This is a genomic window from Tardiphaga alba (assembly GCF_018279705.1).
Lineage (GTDB): Bacteria > Pseudomonadota > Alphaproteobacteria > Rhizobiales > Xanthobacteraceae > Tardiphaga > Tardiphaga alba.
On sequence record NZ_CP036498.1, the window covers coordinates 4,890,931 to 4,917,908 of the forward strand.

At 62.1% G+C, this 26,978-nt stretch carries 27 protein-coding genes; 8 read left to right on the plus strand and 19 right to left on the minus strand.

The features are described 5' to 3' along the window. Window positions 1-140: 140 nt before the first annotated feature. Entirely contained in the window at window positions 141-2,303 is a 2,163-nt protein-coding gene (locus tag RPMA_RS23445) for a malate synthase G (RefSeq protein WP_211910061.1), read from the plus strand. 275 nt (window positions 2,304-2,578) lie between these two features. Here RPMA_RS23445 and RPMA_RS23450 read toward each other — a convergent pair whose 3' ends face one another. Continuing rightward, complete coding sequence (locus RPMA_RS23450) at window positions 2,579-2,740, minus strand: Thivi_2564 family membrane protein (protein ID WP_211910062.1); 162 nt, start codon at window positions 2,738-2,740, stop codon at window positions 2,579-2,581. 190 nt (window positions 2,741-2,930) lie between these two features. Here RPMA_RS23450 and RPMA_RS23455 point away from each other — a divergent pair, with 190 nt between their 5' ends. Further along, window positions 2,931-5,024: a methyl-accepting chemotaxis protein gene (locus tag RPMA_RS23455; RefSeq protein ID WP_211910063.1), complete on the plus strand. Its 2,094-nt coding sequence runs from the start codon at window positions 2,931-2,933 to the stop codon at window positions 5,022-5,024. Between the two features lie 129 nt (window positions 5,025-5,153). Here the strand turns inward: RPMA_RS23455 and RPMA_RS23460 are convergent, their stop codons facing one another. Together RPMA_RS23460 and RPMA_RS23465 are read right to left on the minus strand one after the other, a co-directional pair. Next, a complete protein-coding gene (locus RPMA_RS23460) occupies window positions 5,154-5,735 on the minus strand; it encodes a DUF2865 domain-containing protein (protein WP_249225370.1) in 582 nt (193 codons plus the stop codon). 79 nt (window positions 5,736-5,814) lie between these two features. After that, a complete protein-coding gene (locus RPMA_RS23465; RefSeq protein ID WP_211910065.1) occupies window positions 5,815-6,588 on the minus strand; it encodes a L,D-transpeptidase in 774 nt (257 codons plus the stop codon). A gap of 234 nt (window positions 6,589-6,822) precedes the next feature. On the opposite strand from RPMA_RS23465, the gene RPMA_RS23470 reads away from it, so the two are divergent. From RPMA_RS23470 to RPMA_RS23480, 3 genes are all read left to right on the plus strand, one after another. After that, entirely contained in the window at window positions 6,823-7,932 is a 1,110-nt protein-coding gene (locus RPMA_RS23470) for an AI-2E family transporter (protein WP_211910066.1), read from the plus strand. 95 nt (window positions 7,933-8,027) lie between these two features. After that, a complete protein-coding gene (locus tag RPMA_RS23475; protein WP_211910067.1) occupies window positions 8,028-8,420 on the plus strand; it encodes a DUF883 family protein in 393 nt (130 codons plus the stop codon). 149 nt (window positions 8,421-8,569) lie between these two features. After that, window positions 8,570-8,995 (plus strand): hypothetical protein, encoded by a 426-nt coding sequence (locus RPMA_RS23480; protein ID WP_249225372.1) that lies wholly within the window; start codon window positions 8,570-8,572, stop codon window positions 8,993-8,995. A 31-nt stretch (window positions 8,996-9,026) separates the two neighbouring features. Here the strand turns inward: RPMA_RS23480 and RPMA_RS23485 are convergent, their stop codons facing one another. Then, a complete protein-coding gene (locus RPMA_RS23485; RefSeq protein WP_211910069.1) occupies window positions 9,027-9,467 on the minus strand; it encodes a hypothetical protein in 441 nt (146 codons plus the stop codon). 428 nt (window positions 9,468-9,895) lie between these two features. Between RPMA_RS23485 and RPMA_RS23490 the strand changes: the two genes are divergently transcribed. After that, on the plus strand, window positions 9,896-10,879 hold the full coding sequence (locus RPMA_RS23490) for a tripartite tricarboxylate transporter substrate-binding protein (protein WP_211910070.1): 984 nt from the start codon (window positions 9,896-9,898) through the stop codon (window positions 10,877-10,879). 200 nt (window positions 10,880-11,079) lie between these two features. On the opposite strand, the gene RPMA_RS23495 is transcribed toward RPMA_RS23490, so the two are convergent. After that, window positions 11,080-11,874, minus strand: a complete 795-nt coding sequence (locus tag RPMA_RS23495) for a response regulator (RefSeq protein WP_211910071.1) — start codon at window positions 11,872-11,874, stop codon at window positions 11,080-11,082. Window positions 11,875-12,114: 240 nt separating this feature from the next. Between RPMA_RS23495 and RPMA_RS23500 the strand changes: the two genes are divergently transcribed. Both RPMA_RS23500 and RPMA_RS23505 read left to right on the plus strand, forming a co-directional pair. Next, entirely contained in the window at window positions 12,115-12,312 is a 198-nt protein-coding gene (locus tag RPMA_RS23500; RefSeq protein ID WP_211910072.1) for a NepR family anti-sigma factor, read from the plus strand. Further along, the gene (locus RPMA_RS23505) at window positions 12,312-12,860 is read left to right on the plus strand and encodes a sigma-70 family RNA polymerase sigma factor (RefSeq protein ID WP_211910073.1); all 549 of its coding nucleotides are present in this window, start codon (window positions 12,312-12,314) and stop codon (window positions 12,858-12,860) included. The genes RPMA_RS23500 and RPMA_RS23505 overlap by 1 nt, the downstream gene beginning before the upstream one ends. 205 nt (window positions 12,861-13,065) lie before the next feature. On the opposite strand, the gene RPMA_RS23510 is transcribed toward RPMA_RS23505, so the two are convergent. The 14 genes from RPMA_RS23510 to urtA form a co-directional block, all read right to left on the minus strand. Then, window positions 13,066-14,715: a CHASE domain-containing protein gene (locus RPMA_RS23510; protein ID WP_211910074.1), complete on the minus strand. Its 1,650-nt coding sequence runs from the start codon at window positions 14,713-14,715 to the stop codon at window positions 13,066-13,068. Window positions 14,716-14,901: 186 nt separating this feature from the next. Next, complete coding sequence (gene ureG / locus RPMA_RS23515) at window positions 14,902-15,531, minus strand: urease accessory protein UreG (protein WP_211910075.1); 630 nt, start codon at window positions 15,529-15,531, stop codon at window positions 14,902-14,904. 32 nt (window positions 15,532-15,563) lie between these two features. Beyond that, window positions 15,564-16,310 (minus strand): urease accessory protein UreF, encoded by a 747-nt coding sequence (locus tag RPMA_RS23520; RefSeq protein WP_211913796.1) that lies wholly within the window; start codon window positions 16,308-16,310, stop codon window positions 15,564-15,566. Further along, window positions 16,291-16,950 carry an urease accessory protein UreE gene (locus RPMA_RS23525; RefSeq protein ID WP_211910076.1) on the minus strand — a complete coding sequence of 220 codons (660 nt, stop codon included), beginning with the start codon at window positions 16,948-16,950 and terminating at the stop codon, window positions 16,291-16,293. The genes RPMA_RS23520 and RPMA_RS23525 overlap by 20 nt, the downstream gene beginning before the upstream one ends. Before the next feature lie 115 nt (window positions 16,951-17,065). Continuing rightward, window positions 17,066-17,365 carry a putative quinol monooxygenase gene (locus RPMA_RS23530; protein ID WP_211910077.1) on the minus strand — a complete coding sequence of 100 codons (300 nt, stop codon included), beginning with the start codon at window positions 17,363-17,365 and terminating at the stop codon, window positions 17,066-17,068. Between the two features lie 242 nt (window positions 17,366-17,607). Next, window positions 17,608-19,320, minus strand: coding sequence for an urease subunit alpha (gene ureC, locus RPMA_RS23535; RefSeq protein WP_211910078.1), 1,713 nt, complete (start codon window positions 19,318-19,320; stop codon window positions 17,608-17,610). 148 nt (window positions 19,321-19,468) lie between these two features. Further along, window positions 19,469-19,774, minus strand: a complete 306-nt coding sequence (locus tag RPMA_RS23540; protein WP_211913797.1) for an urease subunit beta — start codon at window positions 19,772-19,774, stop codon at window positions 19,469-19,471. A gap of 112 nt (window positions 19,775-19,886) precedes the next feature. Continuing rightward, window positions 19,887-20,189, minus strand: a complete 303-nt coding sequence (locus RPMA_RS23545) for an urease subunit gamma (RefSeq protein WP_211910079.1) — start codon at window positions 20,187-20,189, stop codon at window positions 19,887-19,889. A gap of 17 nt (window positions 20,190-20,206) precedes the next feature. Continuing rightward, window positions 20,207-21,034, minus strand: coding sequence for an urease accessory protein UreD (locus RPMA_RS23550; protein ID WP_211910080.1), 828 nt, complete (start codon window positions 21,032-21,034; stop codon window positions 20,207-20,209). A 20-nt stretch (window positions 21,035-21,054) separates the two neighbouring features. Then, the gene (gene urtE / locus RPMA_RS23555; RefSeq protein WP_211910081.1) at window positions 21,055-21,750 is read right to left on the minus strand and encodes an urea ABC transporter ATP-binding subunit UrtE; all 696 of its coding nucleotides are present in this window, start codon (window positions 21,748-21,750) and stop codon (window positions 21,055-21,057) included. A gap of 3 nt (window positions 21,751-21,753) precedes the next feature. Then, window positions 21,754-22,497, minus strand: coding sequence for an urea ABC transporter ATP-binding protein UrtD (urtD, locus tag RPMA_RS23560; RefSeq protein ID WP_211913798.1), 744 nt, complete (start codon window positions 22,495-22,497; stop codon window positions 21,754-21,756). A 71-nt stretch (window positions 22,498-22,568) separates the two neighbouring features. Then, complete coding sequence (gene urtC, locus RPMA_RS23565) at window positions 22,569-23,738, minus strand: urea ABC transporter permease subunit UrtC (protein ID WP_211910082.1); 1,170 nt, start codon at window positions 23,736-23,738, stop codon at window positions 22,569-22,571. A 175-nt stretch (window positions 23,739-23,913) separates the two neighbouring features. Beyond that, window positions 23,914-25,479: an urea ABC transporter permease subunit UrtB gene (urtB, locus tag RPMA_RS23570; RefSeq protein ID WP_211913799.1), complete on the minus strand. Its 1,566-nt coding sequence runs from the start codon at window positions 25,477-25,479 to the stop codon at window positions 23,914-23,916. A gap of 152 nt (window positions 25,480-25,631) precedes the next feature. Next, window positions 25,632-26,954 (minus strand): urea ABC transporter substrate-binding protein, encoded by a 1,323-nt coding sequence (gene urtA, locus RPMA_RS23575; RefSeq protein WP_211910083.1) that lies wholly within the window; start codon window positions 26,952-26,954, stop codon window positions 25,632-25,634. Window positions 26,955-26,978 lie beyond the last annotated feature (24 nt).

Sequence of the window (26,978 nt, forward strand, 5' to 3'; positions counted from 1 at the left end):
CGGGGCTTTCCCGCCCCCTGCTTTGGCGCTAGAACGTCTCCGGGCCTTAAACGTCCCACAGACGGCCGTTCTTTTGGCAGTCTTCGCCTGCACGTTCCCAAAATCAGAGCTTAATTGCCGCGCCTCGAGAGAAACGCATCATGAAACGCATTGACGCCCATGGTCTGCAGATCGCCCCGGTCCTGTACGACTTCATCGCCAAGGAAGCCGCCCCGAAAACGGGGATCGAGCCCGATGCGTTCTGGGCCGGCGTAGCCGGCATCATCAAGGATCTCGGCCCGAAGAATCGCGAATTGCTCAAGGTCCGCGACACGCTGCAGGCCAAGATCGACGACTGGCACCGTGCCAACAAGGGCAAGGCCTTCGATCTCGCCGCCTATACCGTTTTCCTCAAGGAGATCGGCTACCTCCTGCCGGAGCCCGCCACCAAGACGGTCGAGACCGCCAATGTGGACGAGGAAATCGGCCAGATCTGCGGCCCGCAGCTGGTCGTGCCGCTGACCAATGCCCGTTATGCCCTCAACGCCGCCAATGCGCGCTGGGGCAGCCTGTACGACGCCTTCTACGGCACCGATGCGATCCCGCATGATCCCTCGGAAGCCGGCAAGGGTTACAACAAGGCCCGCGGCGACAAGGTGATCGCGAAGGCCAAGGCCTTCCTCGACGCCGCCGCGCCGCTCGCCACCGGCAGCCACACCGATGTGTCCGGTTACAGCATCGTGTCGGGCCAGCTCTCGGCCAAGCTGAAGAGCGGCAACATGACCGCGCTGAAGAACGAAGCCCAGCTCGCCGGCTATCTCGGCGATCACGCTGCGCCAAATGCAATCCTGCTCGTCAATAACGGGCTGCATATCGAAGTGCAGATCGACCGCGCCTCGCCGATCGGCAAGGACGATGCTGCCGGCGTGTCGGACATGCTGATGGAAGCCGCCGTCTCCACCATTCTCGACATGGAAGACAGCGTCGCCACCGTCGATGCCGAGGACAAGGTGCTGGTCTATCGCAACACCCTCGGCCTGATGAACGGCACGCTGTCCGCCGACTTCGACAAGGGCGGCAAGACGCTGACCCGCGCGCTCAATGCCGACCGCACCTACAAGACCGCATCGGGCAAGGACCTGACGCTGCATGGCCGCAGCCTGCTGCTGATGCGCAATGTCGGCCATCACATGTTCACCGATGCCGTGCTCGACAGCTCCGGCCAGGAGATCCCCGAAGGTCTGCTCGATGCCGCCGTGTCCGGCCTGATCGGCATTCACGACCTCAAGGGCAACGGCAAGGTGCGCAACAGCCGCACCGGTTCGATCTATATCGTGAAGCCGAAGATGCATGGCCCGGATGAAGTGGCGCTCACCTGCGAAGTGTTCGGCCGCGTCGAGAAGATGCTGTCGCTGCCCGAGAACACCATGAAGGTCGGCATCATGGATGAGGAGCGCCGCACCACGGTGAACCTCAAGGCCTGCATCCAGCAGGCCTCCAAGCGCATCATGTTCATCAATACCGGCTTCCTCGACCGCACCGGCGACGAAATCCACACGTCGATGGAAGCGGGTCCGATGATCCGCAAGAACGACATGAAGGCGACGCCGTGGATCAAGGCCTATGAAGAGTGGAACGTGGATACCGGCCTGCTCGACGGCCTGCCCGGCCATGCGCAGATCGGCAAGGGCATGTGGGCCGCGCCGGACAAGATGGCCGACATGATGACCCAGAAGATCGGCCATCCGCAGGCCGGCGCCACCACCGCCTGGGTGCCATCGCCCACCGCGGCGACGCTGCATGCCCTGCACTATCATCAGGTCAATGTCATCGCCCGCCAGCAGGAACTCGCCAAGGGCGGCGCCCGCGGCAAGCTCAGCGACATCCTCAGCATTCCGGTTTCGCAGTCGAACTGGGCGCCCGATGATGTGAAGCAGGAGATCGACAACAACTGCCAAGGTATTTTGGGCTATGTCGTGCGCTGGATCGACCAGGGCGTCGGCTGCTCCAAGGTGCCGGACATCCATGGCGTCGGCCTGATGGAAGACCGCGCCACGCTGCGCATCTCCGCCCAGCATCTCGCCAACTGGCTGCATCAGGGCGTCATCACCAAGGATCAGGTGATGGAATCGCTGAAGCGCATGGCCGTGGTGGTGGACGGGCAGAACAAGGGCGACGCGATCTACAAGAACATGGCGCCGTCATTCGATGGCGTCGCGTTCAAGGCCGCATGCGATTTGATCTTCGAAGGCCGTACGCAGCCGAACGGTTACACCGAATATATCCTCACCGCACGCCGCCGCGAGGCGAAGGCCGCGGGCTAGCTCCGCCCTCATCCTGAGGAGCCGCGCAGCGGCGTCTCGAAGGATGGCGATGGAGCTCTAGCATCTCATGGTTCGAGACGGCGCTCCGCGCCTCCTCACCATGAGGGACAGAGTAAAGCAAAAGCCCCGGCTCACGCCGGGGCTTTTTACTTCTCCCTCTCCCGCTCTTGCGGGGGAGGGTCGGGGTGGGGGAGCCATGAACTCAAAAGCATGTGGCGGCCCCCACCCGGCGCTTCGCGCCACCCTCCCCGCAAGCGGGAGAGGGAAAAGAAGGTCTAAAACACCGCAATATATTTCAGCAGCGAGATCACGCCGAGGATGATCACGATGACGCGGCAGATCTGCTTGGCCCGGCCGTCGAGCGGCAGCATGTTGATCAAATACAAAATCAGAATGACCACAAGGAACGTGATCAACGCAATAATGAGAATGCCCATTTGAATTCCCCCACCTGAAGACGGCAATAGCCGACGACAACGTACGAGCGACTGAATTTCGCGCGCACCACCTGAGATGAGAACGCACTTCCACGCATTCGGTTCCATGCGCGGAACAGCCGCATATTGCGCTGCAAGAAATTTTTACTCTTTTCCCGCTACGGAGGCGCATTGGCTGAAGGATATTTCAATGATCAATCGATTGAGCGTTTCGACGCTGCTTAAGTCCGTGATTGCCGTGATGGCGACCTGTGTCGTTCTCGTGCTTGCAGGCGGCGCCTGGAATTCATGGCAGCGCCTGCAGACCGCCAATCGCATCTCCCAGATTGCCGAAGCTTCCGGCTATATTTTCAAGGCCATGCACAATCTGCGTGCCGACCGCGCATCGACGGTCCGCTCGCTGAATGCGGACGGCGTCATGCAGCCCGATTTTGCAAAATATGCGCGCGCGATCCGCGATGCCGAACTGCCGGCGATGCAACGGTCCGTCCAGATCCTGGCCACCATCGACTTCGAGAATAAAGCGACGCTGCTGCCGCAGGCGTCCCGCCTCGTCGATGAGCTTGCGAAACTGCAGGCGGAATCCTGGGAGGCCATGAACAAGCCAAAGGCCGACCGTCGCCCGACTCTCGCCAAGGAATACGGGACGAATAACGACGCTTTGCTGCCGGTCCTCGACAAGATTTCGACAGTCCTCGCCAGCGCCGTCAGCCACAGCGATGCCGTGATCGATCAACTGCTCTCCATCAAGCAGATGGCGTGGTTGCTGCGCCAGACCGCCGGCGAAGCTTCGGTCCTGATCACCACCTCGCTCGGCAACGGTAAACTGCCCGCCGATGGCCAGAAGACCTATGCCAAACTGGCAGGCGGCGCGGAAGTCGCCTGGACGGCGCTCGACCTCGCGACCACGGGCATGCAACTGACGCCGTCGCTCAGCTCCGCACTCGAAACGGCCAAGAAGACCTATTTCGACCCCGCTCTGCTGAAGCTCCGTGACGGCCTTGTGGAAGCCCTTGCCAATGGCACCAAGCCGGAAATGACCGCGCTCGCCTGGAGCCCTTATTCGGTCGAACGCATGAGCACCGCCGTGATCGTCGCCGAACGCGCGCTCGATCTCGCCACCGAACGTGCCGTTGAACAGATCTCGATCGCACAGCGCGCGCTGTTCGTTCAGACCGCTCTGCTGCTGGTCGCCATCGCAATTGCCGTGGCCAGCATGCTCGCCGTCACCCGTCGCGTGATCCTGCCGCTGAACCGCATTCGCGATGCCATGCTGAAGGTCGCCGGTGGCGATCTCGCCGTCGAATCCGGCTACACGGATCGCCGCGACGAGATCGGTGCGCTGGCCGGCGCGCTGGAGACCTTCAAGCAACAGGCGCTGGAGAAGGCCCAGATCGAACAGCACGAACGCGAGCGCAACACGCTGGCGACCAACCGCCAGAAGGCCATCGAACAATATATCGGCCAGTTCGAACTGCAGATGCAGGACACGCTCGGCACCCTCGGCAGCGCGTCCGATCAGATGAATACGACATCCGATGGCATGGCAGCAGTTTCCAGCCAGACCAATGCCAGGGTTCAGGACGCGGCCCGTGCATCGAACGACGCTTCGGCCAATGTGCAGAACGTCGCTGCGGCCGCCGAAGAACTCAGCACCTCCATCAACGACATCAGCCGCCAGGCATCGCACGCAGCCGGCATTGCGAGCCGCGCGGTGAGCCAGGCCCAGCAGACCGACAATACCGTGCAGGGCCTCGCCGCAAGCGCGACCCGGATCGGCGAAGTGGTCGGCCTGATCAACGACATCGCGTCGCAGACCAACCTGCTGGCGCTCAACGCCACCATCGAGGCCGCGCGTGCCGGTGAAGCCGGCCGCGGCTTTGCCGTGGTCGCGTCGGAAGTGAAATCACTGGCCAGCCAGACCGCCAAGGCGACCGACGATATTTCCGAGCAGATCGCCGACATCCAGCGCGTCGCCAATGACGCTATCGAGGCCATCAAGGCGATCGGCGGCATCATCGGCGAAGTCAACGAGGTCGCTACGGCGATCGCTGCGGCCGTTGAAGAACAAGGCGCGGCGACGCAGGAAATCACCCGCTCGACCCAGCAGGCGGCGGATGGCACGCGGAACGTTTCAGATAATATCACCGGTGTCAGTGCTGATGCCGACGCCGCCGGTGCAGCCGCGCAGGATGTGAAGGTGGCGTCGGAAACGCTGGCCACGCAGACGCGCGAGCTTGGCTCGCAGGTGACGGACTTTTTGGGGAAGATCCGGGCGGCGTAAACCGCACTCAAACTGTCATCGCCCGCGAAGGCGGGCGATCCAGTACACGCTGTCGAACAGATCAATCACGATTTCCAGTGTCTACTGGATCGCCCGGTCAAGCCGGGCGACGACATGCATAACTAAAGCTCACTCCCGCGCCACCACCGGCACGCGCTCGAACTTTGCGGCAATCGACGCCGGCACCGGCGTCATGTTCAAGGACGCGCCGCGTTTGTCGGTGCGCGTGACCGACTTCAAGCCGTCAGTGCCGGCAACGATGTCGCCTTTGCGCAAGGTGGGATCATCCTCGATCTTCACCTGAGCGAGGCCGAACTGATCCTTGCCGTTGCAAGTGCAGCCGGCAACGATCTCGTTTCTGAATTTGAAGGCGTTCGGCAGGTCGGAATAGGCTTTTCCGTTTTCCGTCGTCGCATGATCGATGGCGCTGCCATAGACGACCTCGGTCTTGCTGGCCGGGCAGAAGCTGTTGCACGACGTTGCGCGGCTCTGAGTGTCGGTGGCGGAAATCGGGAAATAGCGTCCGTCGCACGTGCGCACGCAATAAGCCTGTCCGACGGCGCGCGGTCGCTCGGCGCGCATGCGCGGACCATCCTCGAACGGCATCGAAATATCAGGCATACGACCCCGCGCGATACCGCCGAAGAATGCCGAGAAGAAATCCTGCGCGTGCGCCGCTGACGCTCCCGCCATCAAAGCGAACGAGATCATCCCTGCTCCGAAGAGCCGTCGTCCAGACAAACGGGTCATGGGTCTCGGCCCTCCAGGCTACAACGACAATCGACAGGTCTCAGTACAGCGAAGATGCAGAAAGGTTCATCGCCTGCCGGCCGGGCTCTCTTGCGCTTGCAGGCTGTACCGAGATCACGGTCCGCGACGACGGCGCGGTGCGCACCATTTCACGGGATGCCGCGGACTTCGGCAGCACCACGACCTTGGTGCCAACGTTCACGCGCCGGAAAAGGTCCTGCACATCGTCATTGGTGAGACGGATGCAGCCGGACGACACGAACTTGCCGATCGTCGTGGGATCGTTGGTGCCGTGGATGCGATAGATGCTGGAGCCGAGATACATGGCGCGCGCACCGAGCGGATTGCCGGGTCCGCCTGCCATGAAGCGCGGCAGATAGGGCTGGCGACGGATCATCTCTGCCGGCGGATGCCAATCCGGCCACTCGGCCTTGCGCGTGACGGTCTCGGTCCCGGCCCAGGTGAAACCTTCGCGGCCGACACCGACGCCGTAACGGATCGCGCGGTTGTTGCCGAGGATATAGTATAGCTGCGTGTTGCCGGTATCGATAACGATGGTGCCCGGCGCCTGGTTGGACGTGTAGTTCACTTCCGCGCGGCGCAGGCGCTCCGGCATCACATAGGACGCGGCGTCGCGCTCCATCTCCGGGGTCACCATGATGTTGTCTTCCAGGAAGCCATCCTGCGATGTCGGCGCGTAGCTCATCATCTGCGCCGATGCGCTGCTGACAGCTGCGGGAGCGATTAACACGCCAGCGGCGAACGCGACCGCGCTGGAGAAACGCAGAGCCTTGCGAGCAAATTCCTGTGCCATGTGACTGCCCCGTGGATGGACGCATCTGAAGCGATGCATCGTCGCGATAACCGCGCAAGTAACGGCGCGTATGGCGATCCGGTTCCGCGCCGGGGCGATCACGAGAAGAATTGTCAACCAACCCGCCATCACGAATCCGCGACGGAACTTACGAGGTAGCACTGTGTTGTCGGCCGTTCCTTGCGTGGCTGTCAGAAAAGCTACGCCAATGGAGGCGGCGTGCCGTGACAACCGATGAGTAAAGTCCGCGCTCTTCCAGACAAGCACACGGGCACGCCCGCGCCCGAAAGCAATATCGAACAACCGCCGGTGATCCGCCGCGCCGAGGTCGTCGCCTTCGCGCTGGTCTCGCTGCTGGTGATCACCGTGATGACAGTGCTCTACTTCGCCAAGGCGTTCTTCCTCCCTGTCGTCACCGCCTTTATCGTCGGCACCATGCTGTCGCCGGCGGCGAGTTTTCTGGAGAAGCGACGCATTCCACGCGCGGTGTCATCGGTTCTCATCGTCCTTGCCGTCGGCGCAGCTGCGGTTTTCATCGTCGGGCTGATCTCCGCACCACTGATCGAGTGGACCAACCGGATGCCAGAACTCGGTGCGCGGCTGAAGGACAAGCTGCAGATCTTCGAGAGACCGCTGGCGCTGTGGCACCAATTCCAAGGCTTGTTCGGCGATACCGAGCCGCTTTCGACGGCGCAGTTCAAGCTTCCCAAGATCGACTGGGTGCAGCCCACCGTCGAATTCCTGACACCGACCTTCACGGAATTCCTGCTGTTCTTCGCAACGCTGGTTCTGTTCATTGCCAGTTGGAAGGACCTTCGCCGGGCGATGATCATGAATTTCAGCGATCACGAATGGCGGTTGCGGACGTTGCGTATTCTGAATGCCATCGAGACGCGGCTTGGCGACTATCTGCTGATGGTCACCATGATCAATTTCGGCGTCGGCATCGGCACCGGCATCATCTGCGCCGTCACCAGCATGCCCAATCCCGCCGGCCTCGGCGCGCTGGCGGCAACGCTGAACTTCTTCCCGATCATCGGGCCCGTGGTGATGTTCGTGATCCTGGTGGTGGTCGGCATCATCAGCGCCTCGACGCTCGGTGCAGGCCTGATCGCCGCAGCGCTATTCGTGGGCCTCACCTTCATGGAGGGTCATTTCATCACCCCCACCATCATCGGCCGCAGGTTGCAGCTGAACGCGCTGGCGGTGTTCATCGGCCTCGCCTTCTGGACATGGCTGTGGGGCCCGATGGGCGGCTTCCTGGCGGCGCCGATCCTGATCGTCGCACTGATCCTGAAGGAGCACTTGATGCCCCTCAATTCTCCCCAGTTGCCGCAAGAATAACTTGGACTTGTATTCCCGGACCAACAATGGAACTTACGATCCAACCGGGCGTTTCTGCTGCAAATTCCAGTGTGTGTTTCTGAGGGGAGCTTCGCATGTCCGACGACGATGCCTTGAGCGAATTGAAGAAACTGACGGACAAAGCCACTTACAGCCGCCTGCAGAAGGATCTTAATGCCGTGAAGAACGATGTCACCGCCCTCACCGAACAGATCACCGACGCCCTGAACGCCTTCACAGGCCAGGCCACCAAGCAGGCGCGCCGCAACTTCAAGGATGCGCGCTCGCGTGCGGATGGTGTGATGTCTGACCTGCAAGACCGCGGCAGCGCCGTCTATGACGATCTGCGCGAACGCGGCAGTGCGGCCTATGACGCCGCCTATTCGATGGAGGAGTCGCTGGAAGACGCCATCACCCAGCGCCCGCTTGCCAGCGTCGGCCTGGCGCTCGGCCTGGGCCTGCTGATCGGCATGGCCTGGCGGCGTTAACCACGGCATCGAGATTCGAGCGTGATTTGACTGGCGGCGCCGCAAGGCACCGCCGGTTTTCTTTATGATGGTGCGGTAAAAGCGGGGCGACGACGATGCTGCAAAAATATATCGATGACCTCAAGACCAGCACTGGCGAAGGCCTGCGCATGAGCTCGCTGCTGATGCTCGCCGGCCTGACCGGCTTGATCGCCATCGGCTTTGGTTGCGCGGCAATCTTCATTGCCATGCTGCAAACCTACGGCGCCATCGCCGCTTGCCTGACCATTGCAGGCATCTTTCTCGTCCTCGCCGGCATCATCGCGCAGATTTACGTGTCGAAGCAAAAGCGCGCGCGTGAGCGGGCTGCCGCAGCGGCACGCGCCGCTGCCCGGGCTGCCGCGAGCGCTCCGCTGATCGATCCGATGATGGTCGCGACGGGTATTCAGGTTGCCCGCGCAGTCGGGCTCAAGAAGCTCGTACCATTGCTGGCACTGGTAGGGGTTGCCGTTGGCTACATGGCGAACCGCAATGCGTCTTCGGACGACGATGAAAACGAAAACGCCGACAACCCCGATGAGGCTGTCGGCGACTGATCTCGTCATATTTCACTAGCAGTGAGAGGCGTCAGGTGACGCAGCGCCCCGGCTGCAGCGATCGGGCGACTTCGGTGAGCATGCTGACCGGCGGCTCGCAGGCTACCGTCGCCTTGCGCGGCTTGATGTCGATCGGCGGAATGGCCTTGGTGCTCGCCGGCTTGTCCTGCTGAGCTTTCGGAGCCGGCGCCGGGCCGGCCAGACGAAGCAGCACCGACATATCGGTCAAGCCATGGACATGAAAGGACAGTGTCTGGCCCGGATCAAGCTTCGCGGGCGTGGTACCGCGATCACCCTTGGCGGTGCGGTTCACGGCGGGGGTGACGGAGGCCGTGGGAATGGCGGTATCGCGATCCGTGAGGGTGCCGCGGAGGCTGCTGTTACGGAGATCATTGCCGGAGGCGTATTGAATGGCGCCGAACATAGCCGCGCCACTGACTATCCCCAAAACCAGACTGGACATCTTCGACATGTGAGCCTCGCTCTGACGCTTACCCTGCCCACGTCTGCGCGTGGCGCTATGGTGTTAGAACGTCAGTCAAGCCTTGAGGTTCACGATCCTTGATCACTTAACCGTGCATTAAATAATTTGGTCTCCGCGGAACGCTTTGCCCGCGTCGGCGTCATCAAGGCAGCCGGTCGTCCCCCTGCCCCAAAGACCGGCGACGCGGGGCGTAGCCGTGGTGATGCCGGCTGCGCCTCGCATTCTTTTTGGGCGGGATTTTCCAACACTTTAAACGATGACCAGTGCGGTGGTGCGGCTATCCGACCACCGTTGTCGCTTGTTCGCGCGCCTCTCGCTGGCTAGCCTTCCATCGTGGCGATCGCAGCAAAGACTGCGACGGCATGCCTTTGCTGCAATGCAGAAGGCAATCAAGAAAAACAACAGGGAGGACTATGATGAGCAAGGCGATTACGCGTCGAACGTCTTTGATCCTCGGTGCATCCGCACTCTTCGCACCGCAAGTGCTGCGCGCTCAAACCACTACATTACCTGACAAACCGATCCGGCTGCTGGTCGGCTTTCCCGCTGGTGGCGGCACCGACGTCATGGCGCGACTGATTGCCGAGCCGCTGCGGCAACGCACCGGGCGCAATATCGTCATCGAAAACAAGGTCGGCGCGTCCGGCACCGTGGCCGGCGCGACGCTGAAGACCAGCCCGACCGATGGCAGCGTAATTTGCTACATGCCCTCGGCCACCGTGATGCAAAAACTGTCGATGGTGAATGTGCCATTCGATCCGCAGGCCGACATGGCGCCGATCACCATGGCGGGCACGCTGCAGACGGTCTATTGCGTGTCGCCCACCATCGGCGTCAACACGCTGGCGGAATATGTGGAGTGGCTGAAGAAGAATCCGACACGCGCTTCGTTCGGCTCCACCGCGATGGGCTCCAGCACGCATTTCTTCGGACTGATGCTGGGCCAGGCGGTCGGCCGCCCGCTCGAAGCCGTGGCCTATCGCGGCGCGGCCCCGCTGGTGTCGGACCTACAGGGCGGGCATATCACCGGCGGCTGCGGATCGATCACCGATTTCATCGATCATCATCGCCAGGGCGTGGTGAAGATCCTGGTGACATCGGGCGCGCGGCCGACCGCATCGGCCCCCGATCTGCCGACCGGCGCCAGCCTTGGCTTTCCGGTACTGCAACTGTCGGGCTGGTACGCGTTCTTCGCGCCGGCGGGAACGCCACCGAACCTGGTCGAAGCGTGGGGCAATGAGCTGCGACCGGTGCTGGAGCTGCCGGAGATCAAGAAGCGGCTGGCGGAGCTGGGCCTCGAAGTCGAGACATCGACTCCGAAGCAGTTCAGCGACCGGCTGAGCAGCGACATGGTGCAGTGGCAGAAGGTGATGGACGCAGTGGGGTATAAGCCGACGTGAGGCGCTGTGTTCTTCTCCCTCCCCGGAGCGAAGCAACTGGGGAGGGTGGCGAGAAGCGAGCGTTCAGCGAGCTTTGAGACGGGTGGGGTCTATCCTCACGTAACTTCGGCGTGTGGGGGAACACCCCACACGTCCGGCCTTCGGCCGGCCACCCTCCCCACTGCGCGCGGCGACGCCGCGCTTGGGGGAGGGAGAAGAGTTTAAGACGCCTTGGCGCGGTTCTTCGAGTTGCGCTGGAAGAACAGCGCCTGGCTCGCGACAGCCGACACCATCGCGGGCTGGAACGGCTTGGAAATCAGGAAAGCCGGCTCCGGCCGCTCGCCGGTCAGGAAGCGCTCCGGATAGGCTGTGATGAACACCACCGGCACTTCAAATGTCCGCAGCAGTTCATTCACCGCATCGAGGCCCGAGCTACCATCGGCCAGCTGAATGTCGGCCAGAATCAATCCCGGCTTCTTGTTCTGCGCTAGCGCGATCGCATCCGCGTGCGTACGTGCAACGCCGATGACGTTGTGGCCGAGATTCTTCACGAGGCTTTCGATGTCCATCGCGATGAAGGTCTCGTCCTCGATGATGAGAACGTCGGTTGCGATCTCGGCGGCCATTTCGCGACCAGCGGTATCAGCAAGCGCGCGCACTTCCGCCACATCGACATCGAGGACAAAAGCGACTTCCTCTTCGGCGAAGCCTTCGAGCGACAGCAGCAGGAACGCCTGGCGCGGCAGCGGCGTGATGCTGGAGATGCGTTTTTCCGACGCCTGCGCCGGCACGACCTCGGCATTGTCGTTCAACGACACCGAATTCCAGATCTGTGTGAACAGACGGAACAGACCGGCACGTGGTCCGTGGCGTTCATCGAGCAGCGACTGATCCTGCAGCAGCGCTTCCAGCATGGCGCCGACATAGGCGTCGCCGGATGCCTGGTTACCCGTGAGCGCACGGGCATAGCGCCGCAACAGCGGCAAATGTTCAGCAACGAGCTGTGATCGGGACATCCCCACTCCATCCTTTTCTGATGCGCAGTCCCTGCCGTCATTTGCGGTCAGAGAGTACCGGCACGCGCCCCAGCGCCTCAATATGACAGACTACGCTGCGCCGGGAGAAAAGTTCCATCGCATCGGAACTTTCAGCGAAGCTCCGCATTGAATTGGCAACAAATGCCGCAAAGGCTTCAAAAATCAAGAAAATTTCTCAAAAACCAGGGGCCAGCTCTTCTGGGGAATGTGGAACGGGTCATGAAAGATGTGAAGCCTAAGGGCGGATTGAACGCCGAAATCCAGTCCCGGATCGGGCACCAGCTTCGTGCGATGTATGACGATGTCGTGCGGCAGGGGGTGCCGGACCGGTTTGCGGATATGATCCGAAAGCTGGATGGGGCTGAGGCCCAGGCCCAGCTTGCCGGTGATGCCGGCAAAAAAGAAGGAGGGGAATAATGCCTCTCACTGATTCACTCCGCGACGATATTCTGGCGTCGGTTCCGAGCCTGCGCGCATTCGCAATCTCTCTGTCGGGCAACGGCGATCGCGCCGATGACCTCGTGCAGGAAACACTGCTGCGCGCGTTGGCAAATATCGACTCGTTTCAGGTGGGTTCAAACCTTCCCGCGTGGTTGTTCACGATCCTGCGCAACCTGTTTCGGTCTGACTACCGCAAGCGCCGCCGTGAGGTGGAAGACGCCGATGGCAGCTATGCCAATACGCTGAAGACCCAGCCCGCGCAGAATGCGCATCTGGAATTCGAAGAGTTTCGGACCGCGCTGGAGAAGCTGCCGCAAGACCAGCGGGAAGCCCTCATCCTGGTGGGCGCATCCGGCTTCTCTTACGAGGATGCGGCAACCATCTGCGGCTGCGCTGTCGGCACCATCAAGAGCCGCGTCAATCGCGCGCGCTCGAAGCTCAGCGCCCTGCTCTATGTGGACGGCGCCGAGGATTTCGGCCCGGACGATACCGTGCGTGCCGTGATCGGCGGATCGGGCGGGTAGGTTCGAAGTTCAGTCGGATAACATCACAAGCGGTCGCCTCGGGCGGCCGCTTTTTTATGCGCGCTTGCTCTTTATGTCGTCGCCCGGCTTGACCGGGCGATCCAGTAGACACTGTCGAAGAGATTGAATCGCGAAGCCGGCGGGTACTGGATCACCCGCTCCAGGCGCGCAATTGCGCGCCTGGGCGGGTGATGACAATGGGAGACTACCGCACCGGTCGCGCCAGCGCTTCGGTCCGCCCGCGCTCGGTCATATCGATGACCGTCTCCAGCGGAGCTGTCAGCTCGTAGACATACGAGACTTCGGTGAAATAGCGCTTCGCCTGGCCGCCAAGCGCCTCCGGTGCGACGCGATCGAGCAGAACGACACCGAAATCGGAATCGCCGCGCCGGGTCTTCTCGCTGGTGTTGAACTCTTCCCAGCGGAAGTTGAACTGGCCGCCATTGTCATCGCCGACGATTTCCCAATGGGCGACGATGTTGGGATGCTTGCCCACCAGCGACAGGCCCTCATCGGAATGCGACGCCAGTTCGAAGAACAGCAAAGCCAGGCTTTGCGCGGCGCGTGCGCTGACCGTGATGTCCGGCCCTTCCATGGCGATACGATCGGCATGCGGGATCGCCCGCGCCTCGAACAGGCCCTTCAGCGGCACGCCCTGCCACTGGCTTTCGCTGAGCAGCGAAACCACATGCGACATGGCATGGATGCGGCCGATGAGAAGATCGCGCGCGCTGTCCATGTCCGAGCCGTGGCGCAGCGTGCGCGTCACGATGGACTGGATCACGGCGAGGATGTTCTTCACGCGGTGATTGAGCTCGTCGATGACCGCCGTCAACCGCCGTTCGAAACCGATGCGCATCTCGACTTCGCGCCGGAGACGAAGATTGGCATAGGAGACATAGCCGAACAGTCCGCAGATGATCGCCGTCAGCGCGAGACCGATGCCGCCGACAAACATGGCCGTGCGGCGCGCGCGCAAATCGGTATCCATCTTCGGATAGTAGCCGAGCGACCAGTCACGCCCGCCGAATGACACGGTGCGCAGGATGGCCAGCGATGGACCATTTCCCACCAAAGCGCGCGCGCGAACATTGCCATCGTCATCGGCGACGATTTCACCATCCTGCACGCGGGGATCCTTGAGCGCCACGGAGAACAGCGACATCTCGTCATTGGCGAGCATCAGCGAGCCGAGTTCATAGGAGAACGACACGAAGCCGGCGGCCGTCGAACTGCCTTCGGGCAGCACCGGTGTCACCAACACGACACCGAGCGGACCGTTCTCCCGCTGCAGCGGCGTCGGATCGGAGGCCACCGGGCGGCCTTCGTCATTGGCGCGCGCAATCGTGGGACCCATCACGCGCGAGTTGTTCAGCGCGCGTCCGGCAAAGCCTTCGGTCACGGAATTGCGCGGCTCGAGATCCATCAGCACATCAAGCGTCTTGCCCCGCGCCTCCGCATCGAGCGGCGTGTCGTCGAAACTACGGATGCTGGGATTGCGATAACCGGCCGTCGCCAGATCGGCTGCGGCGCCGGCGAATTCACTCGGCTGCAGGCGCGCGATCCAGCTTGCCATCACGAAATCGGTCTTGAAGGCATAGATCGAGGCGCGCAGCGGCTTCAGCATGTCCGCTTTCATCACCGTCGGCGATTTGAACAGACCAGCCGCGACCCGCGCCAGCAATTCGCGTTCGGTCAGGCGCTCCTGCACCAGGCTGGCATGGATATCGACGCCTCGCGCAAGCGCGATGTTCTCGATCGCCAATTCCTGATCATGCACACGATAGGCCGCGAAGCCGGACAAGCCGACCCCTACCAGTGCCAATAATGCGATGATGAAACCTAGCCGGACCACGCGCCCACTCGGAATGTGAGAAATACTGCCGGTTCAGCGGCTTGGAGTATGAAAATCACGTCAGAACAAAATAGTTCCAATCAACGGGAACTTTCTTACACGGGCGCAAGCTGTCGGGAAACAAGCTTAAGAGATTGCTCACAGCGCAATCCCCGCGTGTCACCGCACCAACTTATGCGCGAAATGTCAGATGGCGACTTTGGCCTTGAGCCCGCCCTTCGCTTCGATGAAGGCAATAATGGTATCGAGGCCGGACCGGGTCTTCATATTCGTCATGACGAACGGCCGGGTGCCGCGCATGCGCCTGGCATCCACGTCCATCTTCTCCAGCGACGCGCCGACATGCGGCGCAAGATCGACCTTGTTGATGACAAGGAGATCGGAGCGGGTGATGCCCGGTCCGCCTTTGGATGGGATCTTGTCGCCGGCCGAGACATCGATGACGTAGATCGTGATATCGGCGAGCTCCGGCGAGAAGGTCGCGGCCAGATTGTCACCACCGGATTCGACCAGCACGAGATCGAGATCGGGAAACTTCGCGCGCATGTCGGCAATGGCGGCCAAGTTCATCGAGGCGTCCTCGCGGATCGCCGTATGCGGGCAGCCGCCGGTCTCGACGCCGGCGATACGATCCGGCGTCAGCGAGCCGGAGCGCACGAGATATTCGGCATCCCATTTGGTGTAGATGTCATTGGTGATGGCCGCGATGTCGTAACGCTCGCGCATGGTCTTGCAGAGCAGATCCATCAGCGCAGTCTTGCCGGAGCCGACCGGACCACCAATGCCGACGCGGAGAGGACCGTGAGAGGTGGACATGCGTGTGCTCGCTGGGTTGATGTGAGGTGAATTCATGACCTGAACAGCCGCGTATATTGCGTCTCGTGACGCATGCTGGCGATGTCGGACCGGAAGGTGGCGCCGCCGAGATCGTCGAGCGAAGCAGCCATGGCGCGATTCCCGGTCTGGACGACAACGGGCTCCAGCGCAGCCAGCACGCGCTGGCTATCGGTCTGCCCGAGCGGCACGAGACGCGCGCCGGCGGAGATCCAGTTCGAGACGACGGCGTGGAAGAAGGCATGCATGGTAGGCGCCAGCGGCACGCCATGCGCTGCGCTGACGAGGCCGACCGCGACGGGATAAACGATGGGACCATCGCAGGCGGCAATCAGCTGCTTCAGCGCGTCATGCGGCCACGCATTCAGCGCAATCTCGATGAAGGCCTTGCCCTGCGTGGATGTCTCGAGTAGGCGCTCGCGCGATGGCGCAAACGCACTGGCGAGTTCGGCGATGTCGCGCAATGCCTTGTCGTCGCCTGTGGCGGCAGCGCGGTGGACCTGCGCGAGGAACACGCCGTCGCTAAACCCACCGCCATCCGACAGCATGGCAGAGAGCCAACTCTGCAACGAAGCGGCATCGGCGATGTCGCCCGCTTCCACCGCCCATTCGATGCCGCTGGAATAAGAGAAGGCGCCGACCGGAAAGGACGGCGACAACCATGTCATCAACCGATACAGCGCCGCGCCTTCATCGACGGAGAGTTGCATCGGCTTGGCGAGGGATGTGTCGCCGGCCGGCTTACTTGTGGCCATGAGCATGGGAATGCCCGTGGTGGCCGTGATCGTGACCACAGTGCTCGTCATGGACATGACCGTGGTCGTGGCCGCAATGCTCATCATGCACGTGGCCATGATCGTGCGCGTGGTCGTGCTTACCGTGGGCATGATGGTCATGGGCGTGGTGGTCATGGCTGCAGCCGTGATGGCCATGGTTGTGCCCATGATCATGCGCGTGCGGCGCTTCGTGCGGAGCCGCATAGGCGCCGCCTTCGGGATCGAACGGCGCCTCGATCTCGATGACACGCGCGCCGAGACCGCGCACCATGTCCTCGATGACATGATCGCGGCGGATGCGCAGCCCCTTCGCCATAATCTGCGTCGGCAGATGGCGATTGCCGAGATGCCAGGCGAGGCGCACGAGATGGCCGGGATCGGTGCCGCGGATCTCGATCAGCGGTTCGGGCGCAGCGACGACCTCGACGCGGCGACCGTCTTCCAGCACCAGCGCATCGCCGCCACGCAGAGCGACGGCGGTTTCAAGATCGAGCAGAAATTCCAGTCCGCGCGTCCCCGTCATCGCCATGCGGCGGCGATGGCGATCGTCGAAGTCGAGAACGACGGTGTCGATGGCCGCTTCAATCCAGTTGTATTGGCCGATGACGGCAGTCGCGCGGATCATGGATATGTTCTCAACGTTTCAATTAGGCCGTCATTGCGAGCGAAGCGGAGCAATCCAGGAGCCCAGAACGACGACTGGATTGCTTCGTCGCTCCGCTCCTCGCAATGACGACAGGTTAACGCACGACCACGTCGGCGGGCGTGATGATTTCAATTTTCGGCGGCGCCGTGAAGCACTTCACTGCGACTCGGCCGAATGTCTTCATATGCTCCTGGGTCCGGTGCGGCACCAGGGCTTCAGCATTTTCCCACTGTTCGACAAACACCATCTTGGTCGGATCGGTGATGCTCTCATGCATGTCATAAGCGATATTGCCGGGTTCCTTGCGGGTTTCGGCGATGCAGGCTTTCGCAGCTTCGATCAATTCGGCGCGGGCTTCGGGTTTCACAGACAGAGTGGCAACGACATAGATCAAGGGGAGTCCTCCCGGTTTTGTTGTTGTGGCTCAACAGGCCGGGAGGGACATTAGGGGGTTAAGGGAGAAGGCGGAAGTCCTCTTGTTTCTTCCCTCTCCCCCTGTGGGAGAGGGTGGATGCGCGCTCCTTAGCGCGTAGACGGGTGAGGGGTGCCACAAATTCCGAGCTTTGTTGTACCCCTCATCCGTCTTCGCTTCGCGAAGCCACCTTCTCCCACAAGGGGAGAAGGAAGACAGAGTGCTCAATACATAAAGTATCTCTGCGCCATCGGCAGCACGTCCGCGGGCTCGCACGTCAGCAACTCGCCATCGGCGCGCACTTCATAGGTTTCAGAATCTACCTCGATCTTCGGCGTGGCGCCGTTATGGATCATGCTCTTCTTGGAGATGCCGCTCCGGACATTTTCCACCGCATAGAAAGACTTTTGCACGCCGAGCTTCTTGGCGAGACCCGACGATGCCGCAGCGCCCGAGGTGAACACCACCGACGACGCCGTCAGCGCGCGGCCGAAGGCGCCGAACATCGGCTGGTAATGCACGGGCTGCGGAGTCGGAATGGACGCATTCGGATCGCCCATCGGGGCTGCGACGATGCTGCCGCCCTTGATGACGAGATCAGGCTTCACGCCGAAAAAGGCGGGCGACCACAGGACGAGATCGGCCAGCTTGCCCTTCTCCACCGAGCCGATCAGCTTGGACACACCATGGGCAATGGCAGGATTGATCGTGTATTTCGCGATGTAGCGTTTGACGCGGAAATTGTCGTTATTGCCCTTCTCTTCTTTTAGGGCCCCGCGCTGCTTCTTCATCTTGTCGGCGGTCTGCCAGGTGCGGATGATAACCTCGCCAAGCCGGCCCATGGCCTGCGAGTCCGATGACATCATCGAGAGCGCGCCGAGATCGTGCAGGATATCTTCCGCAGCGATGGTTTCCTTGCGGATACGGCTTTCGGCGAAAGCGAGATCTTCGGCAATCGAGGGATCGAGATGGTGGCACACCATCAGCATGTCGAGATGTTCGTCGATGGTGTTGCGCGTGAACGGCCGCGTCGGATTGGTCGAGGACGGCAGCACGTTCTTCAGGCCCGCGACCTTGATGATATCAGGCGCATGGCCACCACCGGCGCCTTCGGTGTGGAAGGCATGGATGGTGCGACCCTTGAAGGCCTTGATCGTATCCTCGACGAAACCGCTCTCATTCAGCGTGTCGGAATGCAGCATGACCTGGATGTCGTGATCGTCGGCAACGCTGAGGCAGTTGTCGATGGCGGCGGGCGTGGTGCCCCAATCCTCATGCAGCTTGAGCGCACAGGCGCCGGCCTTGATCATCTCCACCAGCGCGGCAGGCTTGGCGGCATTACCCTTGCCCGAAATGCCGAGATTGACCGGGAAAGCATCGAAGGACTGGATCATCCGCGCGATGTGCCACGGGCCCGGCGTGCAGGTGGTGGCAAAAGTGCCGTGCGATGGGCCGGTGCCACCGCCGAGCATCGAGGTGACGCCGGACATCAGCGCATGCTCGATCTGCTGCGGACAGATGAAATGGATGTGGCTGTCGAAACCACCGGCGGTGAGGATTTTTCCTTCGCCCGCGATGACATCAGTGCCGGGGCCGACATTGATGGTGACGCCGGGCTGGATATCGGGATTGCCCGCCTTGCCGATGGCGTGGACCATGCCGTCCTTGATGGCGACATCGGCCTTCACGATGCCCCAGTGATCGACGATCAGCGCATTGGTGATGACGGTGTCCACCGCGCCCTGCGCACGCGTCGCTTGCGACTGGCCCATGCCGTCGCGGATCACCTTGCCGCCGCCGAATTTCACCTCTTCACCGTAGATGGTGAAATCCTTTTCCACCTCGATGATGAGATCGGTGTCAGCGAGACGCACCTTGTCGCCCGTGGTCGGGCCGAACATGTCGGCATAGACGGAGCGCTTGATTTTTACGGGCATGCTGTCGCTCCATTGGCAGGAGTGTCCCCTCCCCCTTGTGGGGAGGGTCAGGGTGGGGGTAGCCACAAACGCCGGGGCTTGGGGTTACCCCCACCCCAGCCCTCCCCACAAGGGGGAGGGAGCGCAACGTCCATCGCCAAGACCACGGTTACAGCTTCCCCATCACGTCGCCGCGAAAACCGTAGACCGTGCGCTTGCCGGCGAGTTCGACTAGTTGCACGTCGCGGGTCTGGCCGGGCTCGAAGCGCACCGCCGTCCCTGCGGCAATATCGAGGCGCATGCCGCGGGCTTTCTTGCGGTCGAATTTCAGCGCCGGATTGGTCTCGGCGAAATGGTAGTGCGAACCAACCTGGATCGGCCGGTCGCCATTGTTTGAGACGGAGAGCGTGACCGCCTTGCGACCTGCATTGAGCTCGATCTCGCCGTCCTGAATGAACATCTCGCCGGGGATCATAGAAACCTCGCGTTTTCCCGCCGTCATGGCCGGGCTTGTCCCGGCCATCCACGTCTTGGGCGCCGGAAGAGAAGACGTGAATGCCCGGCACAAGGCCGGGCATGACGGAGTGTTAGCGAATGGGTTCGTGGACGGTGACGAGCTTCGTCCCATCGGGGAACGTCGCTTCCACCTGGATGTCGTGGATCATTTCCGCGATCCCATCCATGCATTGCGCGCGGGTTATGACTTCGGCGCCGGCCTTCATCAATTCAGCGACCGTGCGGCCATCACGCGCGCCTTCGACGATGAAATCGGAAATGATCGCGATCGCTTCGGGATGGTTGAGCTTGACGCCGCGCTCCAGCCGGCGGCGCGCCACCATGGCGGCCATGGAAATGAGAAGCTTGTCTTTCTCGCGAGGGGACAGGTTCATCGCAGTTTCCTGATTGTTTAGTTCAGCCACATGCGCGGCAGCATCGCACCCGATTGCGACAGCAGCGCCATCATGTCGGCCCGCAATTTGGCGGCATCTTGCGCACAGATGCGTGCCATTGCAAATCCGTTCCACAGGGACACACCGACTTCCGTACCAGCCTGCTCTGCGACCGAACGCAGCCGCTCAAGCAATGCCTCATCGCCGGGCACGATCAGTGCCGTGGCGATGGCGAGGCCGCCATTGGCGATTGCGGGTTTTGCGAGTTTCGCGCCGATGTCGCCATCGAGGCGCACATTCTCGGCGAAAACCAGCCGGCCGCCCCGGCGCAGGCGCCAGCGGTCGATGAAGGAGCCGGTTCGCATCGCCTCGCCCATGGCGGTGCGGCCGAACACAACGATCTCGCAGAGGACCAACGATGCGGTGTCGGCGAGATCGATATCGATGCTGCGCGCGGTGCGGGCCTGATCGAACAGGATGGTCTCCTGCGGCAGCCAGCTCAGATGTGCGCCGGCTCTCGCACTGAGCGAGATGTTGATCTCGGCTGCGGGACCATGGGAGCGATAAACTTTTTCGGCCGCAGCCGTGGACATGGTGAGGCGCGTGCCCTCGCCTGCCTGGATGTCGATGTCGAAACGATCGCCGCCCGCAGCGCCGCCAGCGGTGTTGACGAACATCGCGGTCAAGCCGTCATCCTCCGGCGACGGAAAGCGGACGCGGAGCGAGCCGGATTCGTGAAGCTGCCGCCGGCGGGTCTTCCCGTCGATCAGATGCACGTCGAACGCCACCGCGCCACGGGCACGGTTGGCGGCAAAACTCGCGGATGAGGCGAGAGCGTCTGGCATCGGCACTCCGAAGATACGCCTTACAGCGCCATCTGGCGGCTGATCTCGGCGGGATCGAGATTGGCGCGGTCGCAGCTGTATTTTACTGCGCCGCGATCCATCACCGCGAAATTGTCGCCGAGTTCGCAGGCGAAGTCGAGATATTGCTCCACCAGCACGATGGCGATCGTGCCGAGCGAGCGCAGATAGGTGATGGCGCGGCCGATATCCTTGATGATCGAGGGCTGAATGCCTTCGGTAGGCTCGTCGAGCAGCAGGAGCTTTGGTCGCATGACCAGCGCGCGGCCGATGGCGAGCTGCTGCTGCTGGCCGCCGGAGAGATCACCACCGCGGCGGCCGAGCATGGATTGCAGCACCGGGAAGAGCGAGAACACGTCATCCGGAATGCTACGATCCGCGCGCTTCAGCGGCGCATAGCCGGTCTTGAGATTTTCCTCGACGGTGAGCAGCGGAAAAATCTCACGGCCTTGCGGGACGAAACCGATGCCGCGGCGGGCGCGTTCGAACGGTTTCAGCTTCGAGATATCCCGCCCATCGAAGGTGATGGAGCCGCCGGAGATCGCCTGCTGGCCAACCATGGCACGCAGCAGCGACGTCTTGCCGACGCCGTTGCGACCGAGCACGCAGGTGACTTTGCCGGGCTCCGCCGCCACGGTGACGCCGCGCAGCGCCTGGGCGGCACCGTAGTGAAGGCTGATATTGTCCACGTTCAGCATAGGTCAGCGCCCCAGATACACTTCCACGACCCGCTCATTGGTCGAGACATCGTCGATAGTCCCTTCGGCCAGCACCGTGCCTTCATGCAGACACGTCACCTTGACGCCGAGTTCGCGCACGAAGGTCATGTCGTGCTCGACCACCATCACGGTCTTGTTGTCACGATTGATCGCCTTGAGGAGTTCGGCGGTCTGATGGGTTTCCACATCAGTCATCCCCGCCACCGGCTCGTCCACCAACAGCACCTTCGGGTCCTGTGCCAGCAGCATGCCGATCTCCAGCCATTGCTTCTGGCCGTGGGAGAGATTGCCAGCGAGACGGTCACGGGCATCGGTGAGACGGATCGTCTCCAGCACCCTGTCGATGCGCTCGGCCTCATTGCGGCTTCCGCGCCAGAACAATGTGCCACGGACGCTGTGATCGACATTCAGCGCCAGCAGGAGATTGTCCTGAATGGTCTGGCTCTCGAACACCGTGGGTTTCTGGAATTTGCGGCCGATGCCGAGTTTGGCGATTTCGGTTTCATCCAGCAGCGTGAGATCGTGACGTCCGTCGAAGTAGACGTCGCCTTCGTCCGGCTTGGTCTTGCCGGTGATGATGTCCATCATCGTGGTCTTGCCGGCGCCATTGGGGCCGATGATGGCGCGCATCTCGCCGGGGGCGAGCACCATCGAGAGATTATTGATGGCGTGGAAGCCGTCGAACGAGACGTGGACGCCATCGAGATAGAGCTGCGCCGAGGTGATGCGCTTTTGGCGTGCCTCGGCTTCGCGGGCGGCGACCTGCGGATCGACCGCGGTGAGTTCGGCGGACACCATCATGCCTTCTCCAGCTCGGGTTTGATGACGCCGTCTTCCATCGCCGCGCTATCGGCATTGGCGGCGTCGCGGGCCTTGCGGCCCTCCTGCCAGGCATGGATGGTGCCGATGATGCCCTTGGGCAGCAGCAGCGTCACCAGGATGAACAGCGCGCCGAGCATGAACAACCAGTAAGGCGCCAGCGCGCCTGAGGTGAAGAACGTCTTGGCATAGTTCACCACGACAGCACCAAGTGCCGCGCCAACCAGCGTGCCGCGGCCACCGACGGCGACCCAGATCACGGCCTCAATGGAATTGCCCGGCGCGAATTCGCCGGGATTGATGATGCCGACCTGCGGCACATAGAGCGCTCCCGCGACGCCGGCCATGCAGGCCGATAGCGTGAACACGAACAGCTTGTAGGATTCGACGCGGTAGCCGAGGAAGCGCGTCCGCGATTCCGCATCGCGCACAGCGATCAGCACCTTGCCGAGTTTCGAGGTGACAATGGCGCGGCACAGGACGAAAGCGAGGATCAGGGCGAGGCAACTCGCCACGAATAGTGCCGCGCGGGTGCCGTCGCTCTGGATGTTGAAGCCAAGGATGTCCTTGAAATCGGTCAGACCGTTATTGCCGCCGAAACCGAAATCGTTGCGGAAGAAGGCGAGCAGCAGCGCATAGGTCATCGCCTGGGTGATGATCGACAGATACACGCCGGTGACGCGGGAGCGGAAGGCAAGCCAGCCGAAGGCGAAGGCCAGCAGGCCGGGCACCACCAGCACCATCAATGCGGCGAACCAGAACATGTCAAAGCCGTACCAGTACCAGGGCAGCGCCTTGTAGTTCAGGAACACCATGAAATCCGGCAGCACCGGATTGCCATAGACGCCGCGGTCGCCGATCTGGCGCATGAGGTACATGCCCATGGCATAGCCGCCGAGCGCGAAGAAGGCGCCGTGGCCGAGCGAGAGGATGCCGCAATAGCCCCAGATCAGATCGATGGAGAGCGCAAGAATGGCGTAGCAAACATATTTGCCGAACAGCGAGATCAGATAGGTGGGCACCTGCAGCGGCGAATCCGCGGGCAGCAGTAGGTTGAGCAACGGCAGTATGATGCCGATGGCGGCGACGACGAGGATGAAGATGGTCGCACTGCGATCGAGGGTGCGGGTGAGGAAATGCGGGGTCATGAGCGTGCTCCCCTGTTCGAGCCACTCACACCGAGACCCTCATGGTGAGGAGGCGCTTCTTCAGCGCCGTCTCGAACCATGGGGGAGTGTGGGGCCATCCTTCGAGACGCCGCTGCGCGGCTCCTCAGGATGAGGGATGGAGTGTGGGCGATGGCAAGCATGGTTTTCAACATCATCATGCTTCGATCGCCCTGCCCTTGAGTGCGAACAGGCCACGCGGGCGCTTCTGGATGAACAGGATGATCAGCACCAGAATGGCGATCTTGCCGAGCACGGCACCAGCGACCGGCTCCAGAAACTTGTTAGCGATGCCGAGCGAGAGAGCGCCGACCAGCGTGCCCCACAGATTGCCGACGCCGCCGAACACCACGACCATGAAACTGTCGATAATGTAGCTCTGGCCGAGATTGGGCGAGACATTGTCGATCTGCGACAGCGCCACGCCGGCAATGCCGGCGATGCCGGAGCCGAGGCCGAAAGTGAGTGCATCCACGCGCGAGGTGGCGATTCCCATGGAGGCGGCCATACGGCGGTTCTGCGTGACGGCGCGCATCTCTAGGCCCATCGCGGTGTAGCGCAGCATGGCCAGCAGGATCACAAACACCGCCAGCGTGAAGCAGAGGATCCACAGCCGGTTATAGGTGATGGTGATCTGGCCAAGCTCGAAGGCGCCCGACATCCAGGAGGGATTGCCGACCTCGCGATTGGTCGGGCCGAACATGGTGCGCACCGCCTGCTGCAGCACCAAAGAGAGGCCCCATGTGGCGAGCAGCGTTTCCAGCGGGCGGCCGTAAAGAAAACGGATGATGGTGCGCTCGATGATGATGCCGAGAATGCCGGCGACCAGGAAGGCGAGCGGCACGGCCATCAGCAGCGAATAGTCGAACAGACCGGGATACGAGGTGCGGATGATGTCCTGCACCACGAAGGTGACGTAAGCGCCGATCATCACCATCTCGCCATGGGCCATGTTGATGACGCCCATCACGCCAAAAGTGATGGCGAGGCCGATGGCGGCGAGCAGCAGCACCGAGCCGAGCGAGAGGCCGTACCAGGCGTTCTGGCCGATGGACCACAGGGTCTGCCGGCTGTTGATGGCGGTGATGGCACTGGCCACCGTGCGCGACAGGCCGAAGCTCATATCAGACGGCAAGCCGGTGAGCACCGCGAGCGCGTCCTGATCAGCGCGGGCCTTGATGATCGCAATCGCGGCGATCTTCTCGGCTTCGCTGGCGTCTTCCTTATAAAGGATGATGGCGGCGCGGGCTTCGGTGAAGGCCTGTTTGGCGGCCTTGTTGGTCTCCTTCTCCAGCGCGGTATCGATCACCGGCAGCATGGAGGCCTCGTGGCTCTTGAACACCGACTGCGCCGACGCGATCCGCTTGGCGGGATCGGGCGACATCAGCGTCAGGCCACCGAGGGCCGTTTCGATATTGCGGCGGAGGCGGTTGTTGAGGCGCACGGCAGGCGCGCTGGCGGGGACTTCAGCAACGGCGGCGCCACTGGCGGCATCGATGCTCTTGCCATCGGCGCCGGTCACAAAAACCTTCTTGCTGTCGGGATCTGCGAACAGCCGGCCTTCCTGCAGCGCGCTGATGATGGCGAAGGCCTGCGGATGACCCGATGTGGCGATGAGGCCGATGGCTTCATCCGTATCGGAGAAATCGTCATTGGCGAATTTGGCGACGGCGTCCTCGAAAGGACCGGCCAAGGCCGGAATGGCGGTCGCGGCCAATAGCAGGCAGGCGAGCGCAATCGCGCGGCAGCGGTGCAAGAAGTCAGTCACAAGAAGAACCCCGGCAGAGGAAAAGGAGGAGAAGGCGGCGGTAACCGCCTTCTCCAAGTCTCGGGAGGAAAACGTGTCGTCATTGCGAGGCAATGACGACTACAAACTTACGAACCCTGACCGCCGCACTTGTTGGTCTTGGTGTTGTAGTTGCCGCACTTCTTGCCGACCCAGTCGCCGATCAGGTCCTTGGAGCCATCGAGCTCCTTCGACCAGGCATCGCCGGCCACCAGCGCCGGGGTCTTCCAGACCACGTCGAACTGACCATTGCCCTTGATCTCGCCGATGAAGACCGGCTTGGTGATGTGGTGGTTCGGCAGCATCTTCGAGGTACCACCGGTGAGGTTCTTGGCCTCGATGCCCGGCAGCGCGTCGATCACCTTGTCGGCTTCGATGGACTTGGCCTTCTCGACCGCCTTCACCCACATGTTGAAGCCGATCACGGTGGCTTCCATCGGGTCGTTGGTCACGCGCTTCGGATTCTTGGTGAAGGCCTGCCAGGCCTTGATGAACTTCTCGTTCTCCGGATCCTTGATGGACTGGAAGTAGTTCCAGGCAGCGAGATGGCCGAGCAGCGGCTTGGTGTCGATGCCGGCGAGTTCTTCTTCACCCACCGAGAACGCGACCACCGGGATGTCGGTCGCCTTGATGCCCTGATTGCCGAGCTCCTTGTAGAACGGGACGTTGGCGTCGCCATTGATGGTGGAGACCACGGCGGTCTTCTTGCCGGCCGAACCGAACTTCTTGATGTCGGCCACGATCGTCTGCCAGTCACTATGACCGAACGGCGTGTAGTTGATCATGATGTCTTCCTGCTTGACGCCCTTCGACTTCAAGTAGGCTTCCAGGATCTTGTTGGTGGTGCGCGGATAGACATAGTCGGTGCCGGCCAGCACCCAGCGCTTCACCTTCTCGTCTTTCATCAGATAGTCGACCGCCGGGATCGCCTGCTGGTTCGGCGCGGCGCCGGTGTAGAACACGTTGCGCTCGGACTCTTCGCCCTCATATTGCACGGGGTAGAACAGGATGCTGTTCAGCTCCTTGAACACCGGCAACACCGACTTGCGCGACACCGAGGTCCAGCAGCCGAACACCACGGCGACCTTTTCCTTCGTGATCAGCTCGCGCGCCTTTTCGGCAAACAGCGGCCAGTTCGAGGCGGGATCGACAACGACGGCTTCGAGCTTCTTGCCGTTGATGCCGCCCTTCTTGTTCTGCTCATCGATCATGAACAGGACAGTGTCCTTCAGCGTGGTCTCGGAAATCGCCATGGTGCCGGACAGCGAATGCAGCACACCGACCTTGATGGTGTCGTCGGCGGCGCGGGCGCCGGAGACAGCCGACAGGCCGAGCGCCAGACCGGTGGCGGCCGCCATCAGGCTGCGCCGGGATAGCGGCTTCGAAAATTGATTGGTGAAGTGGCGGATCATATGCGGTCTCTCCCTGGACGCAGA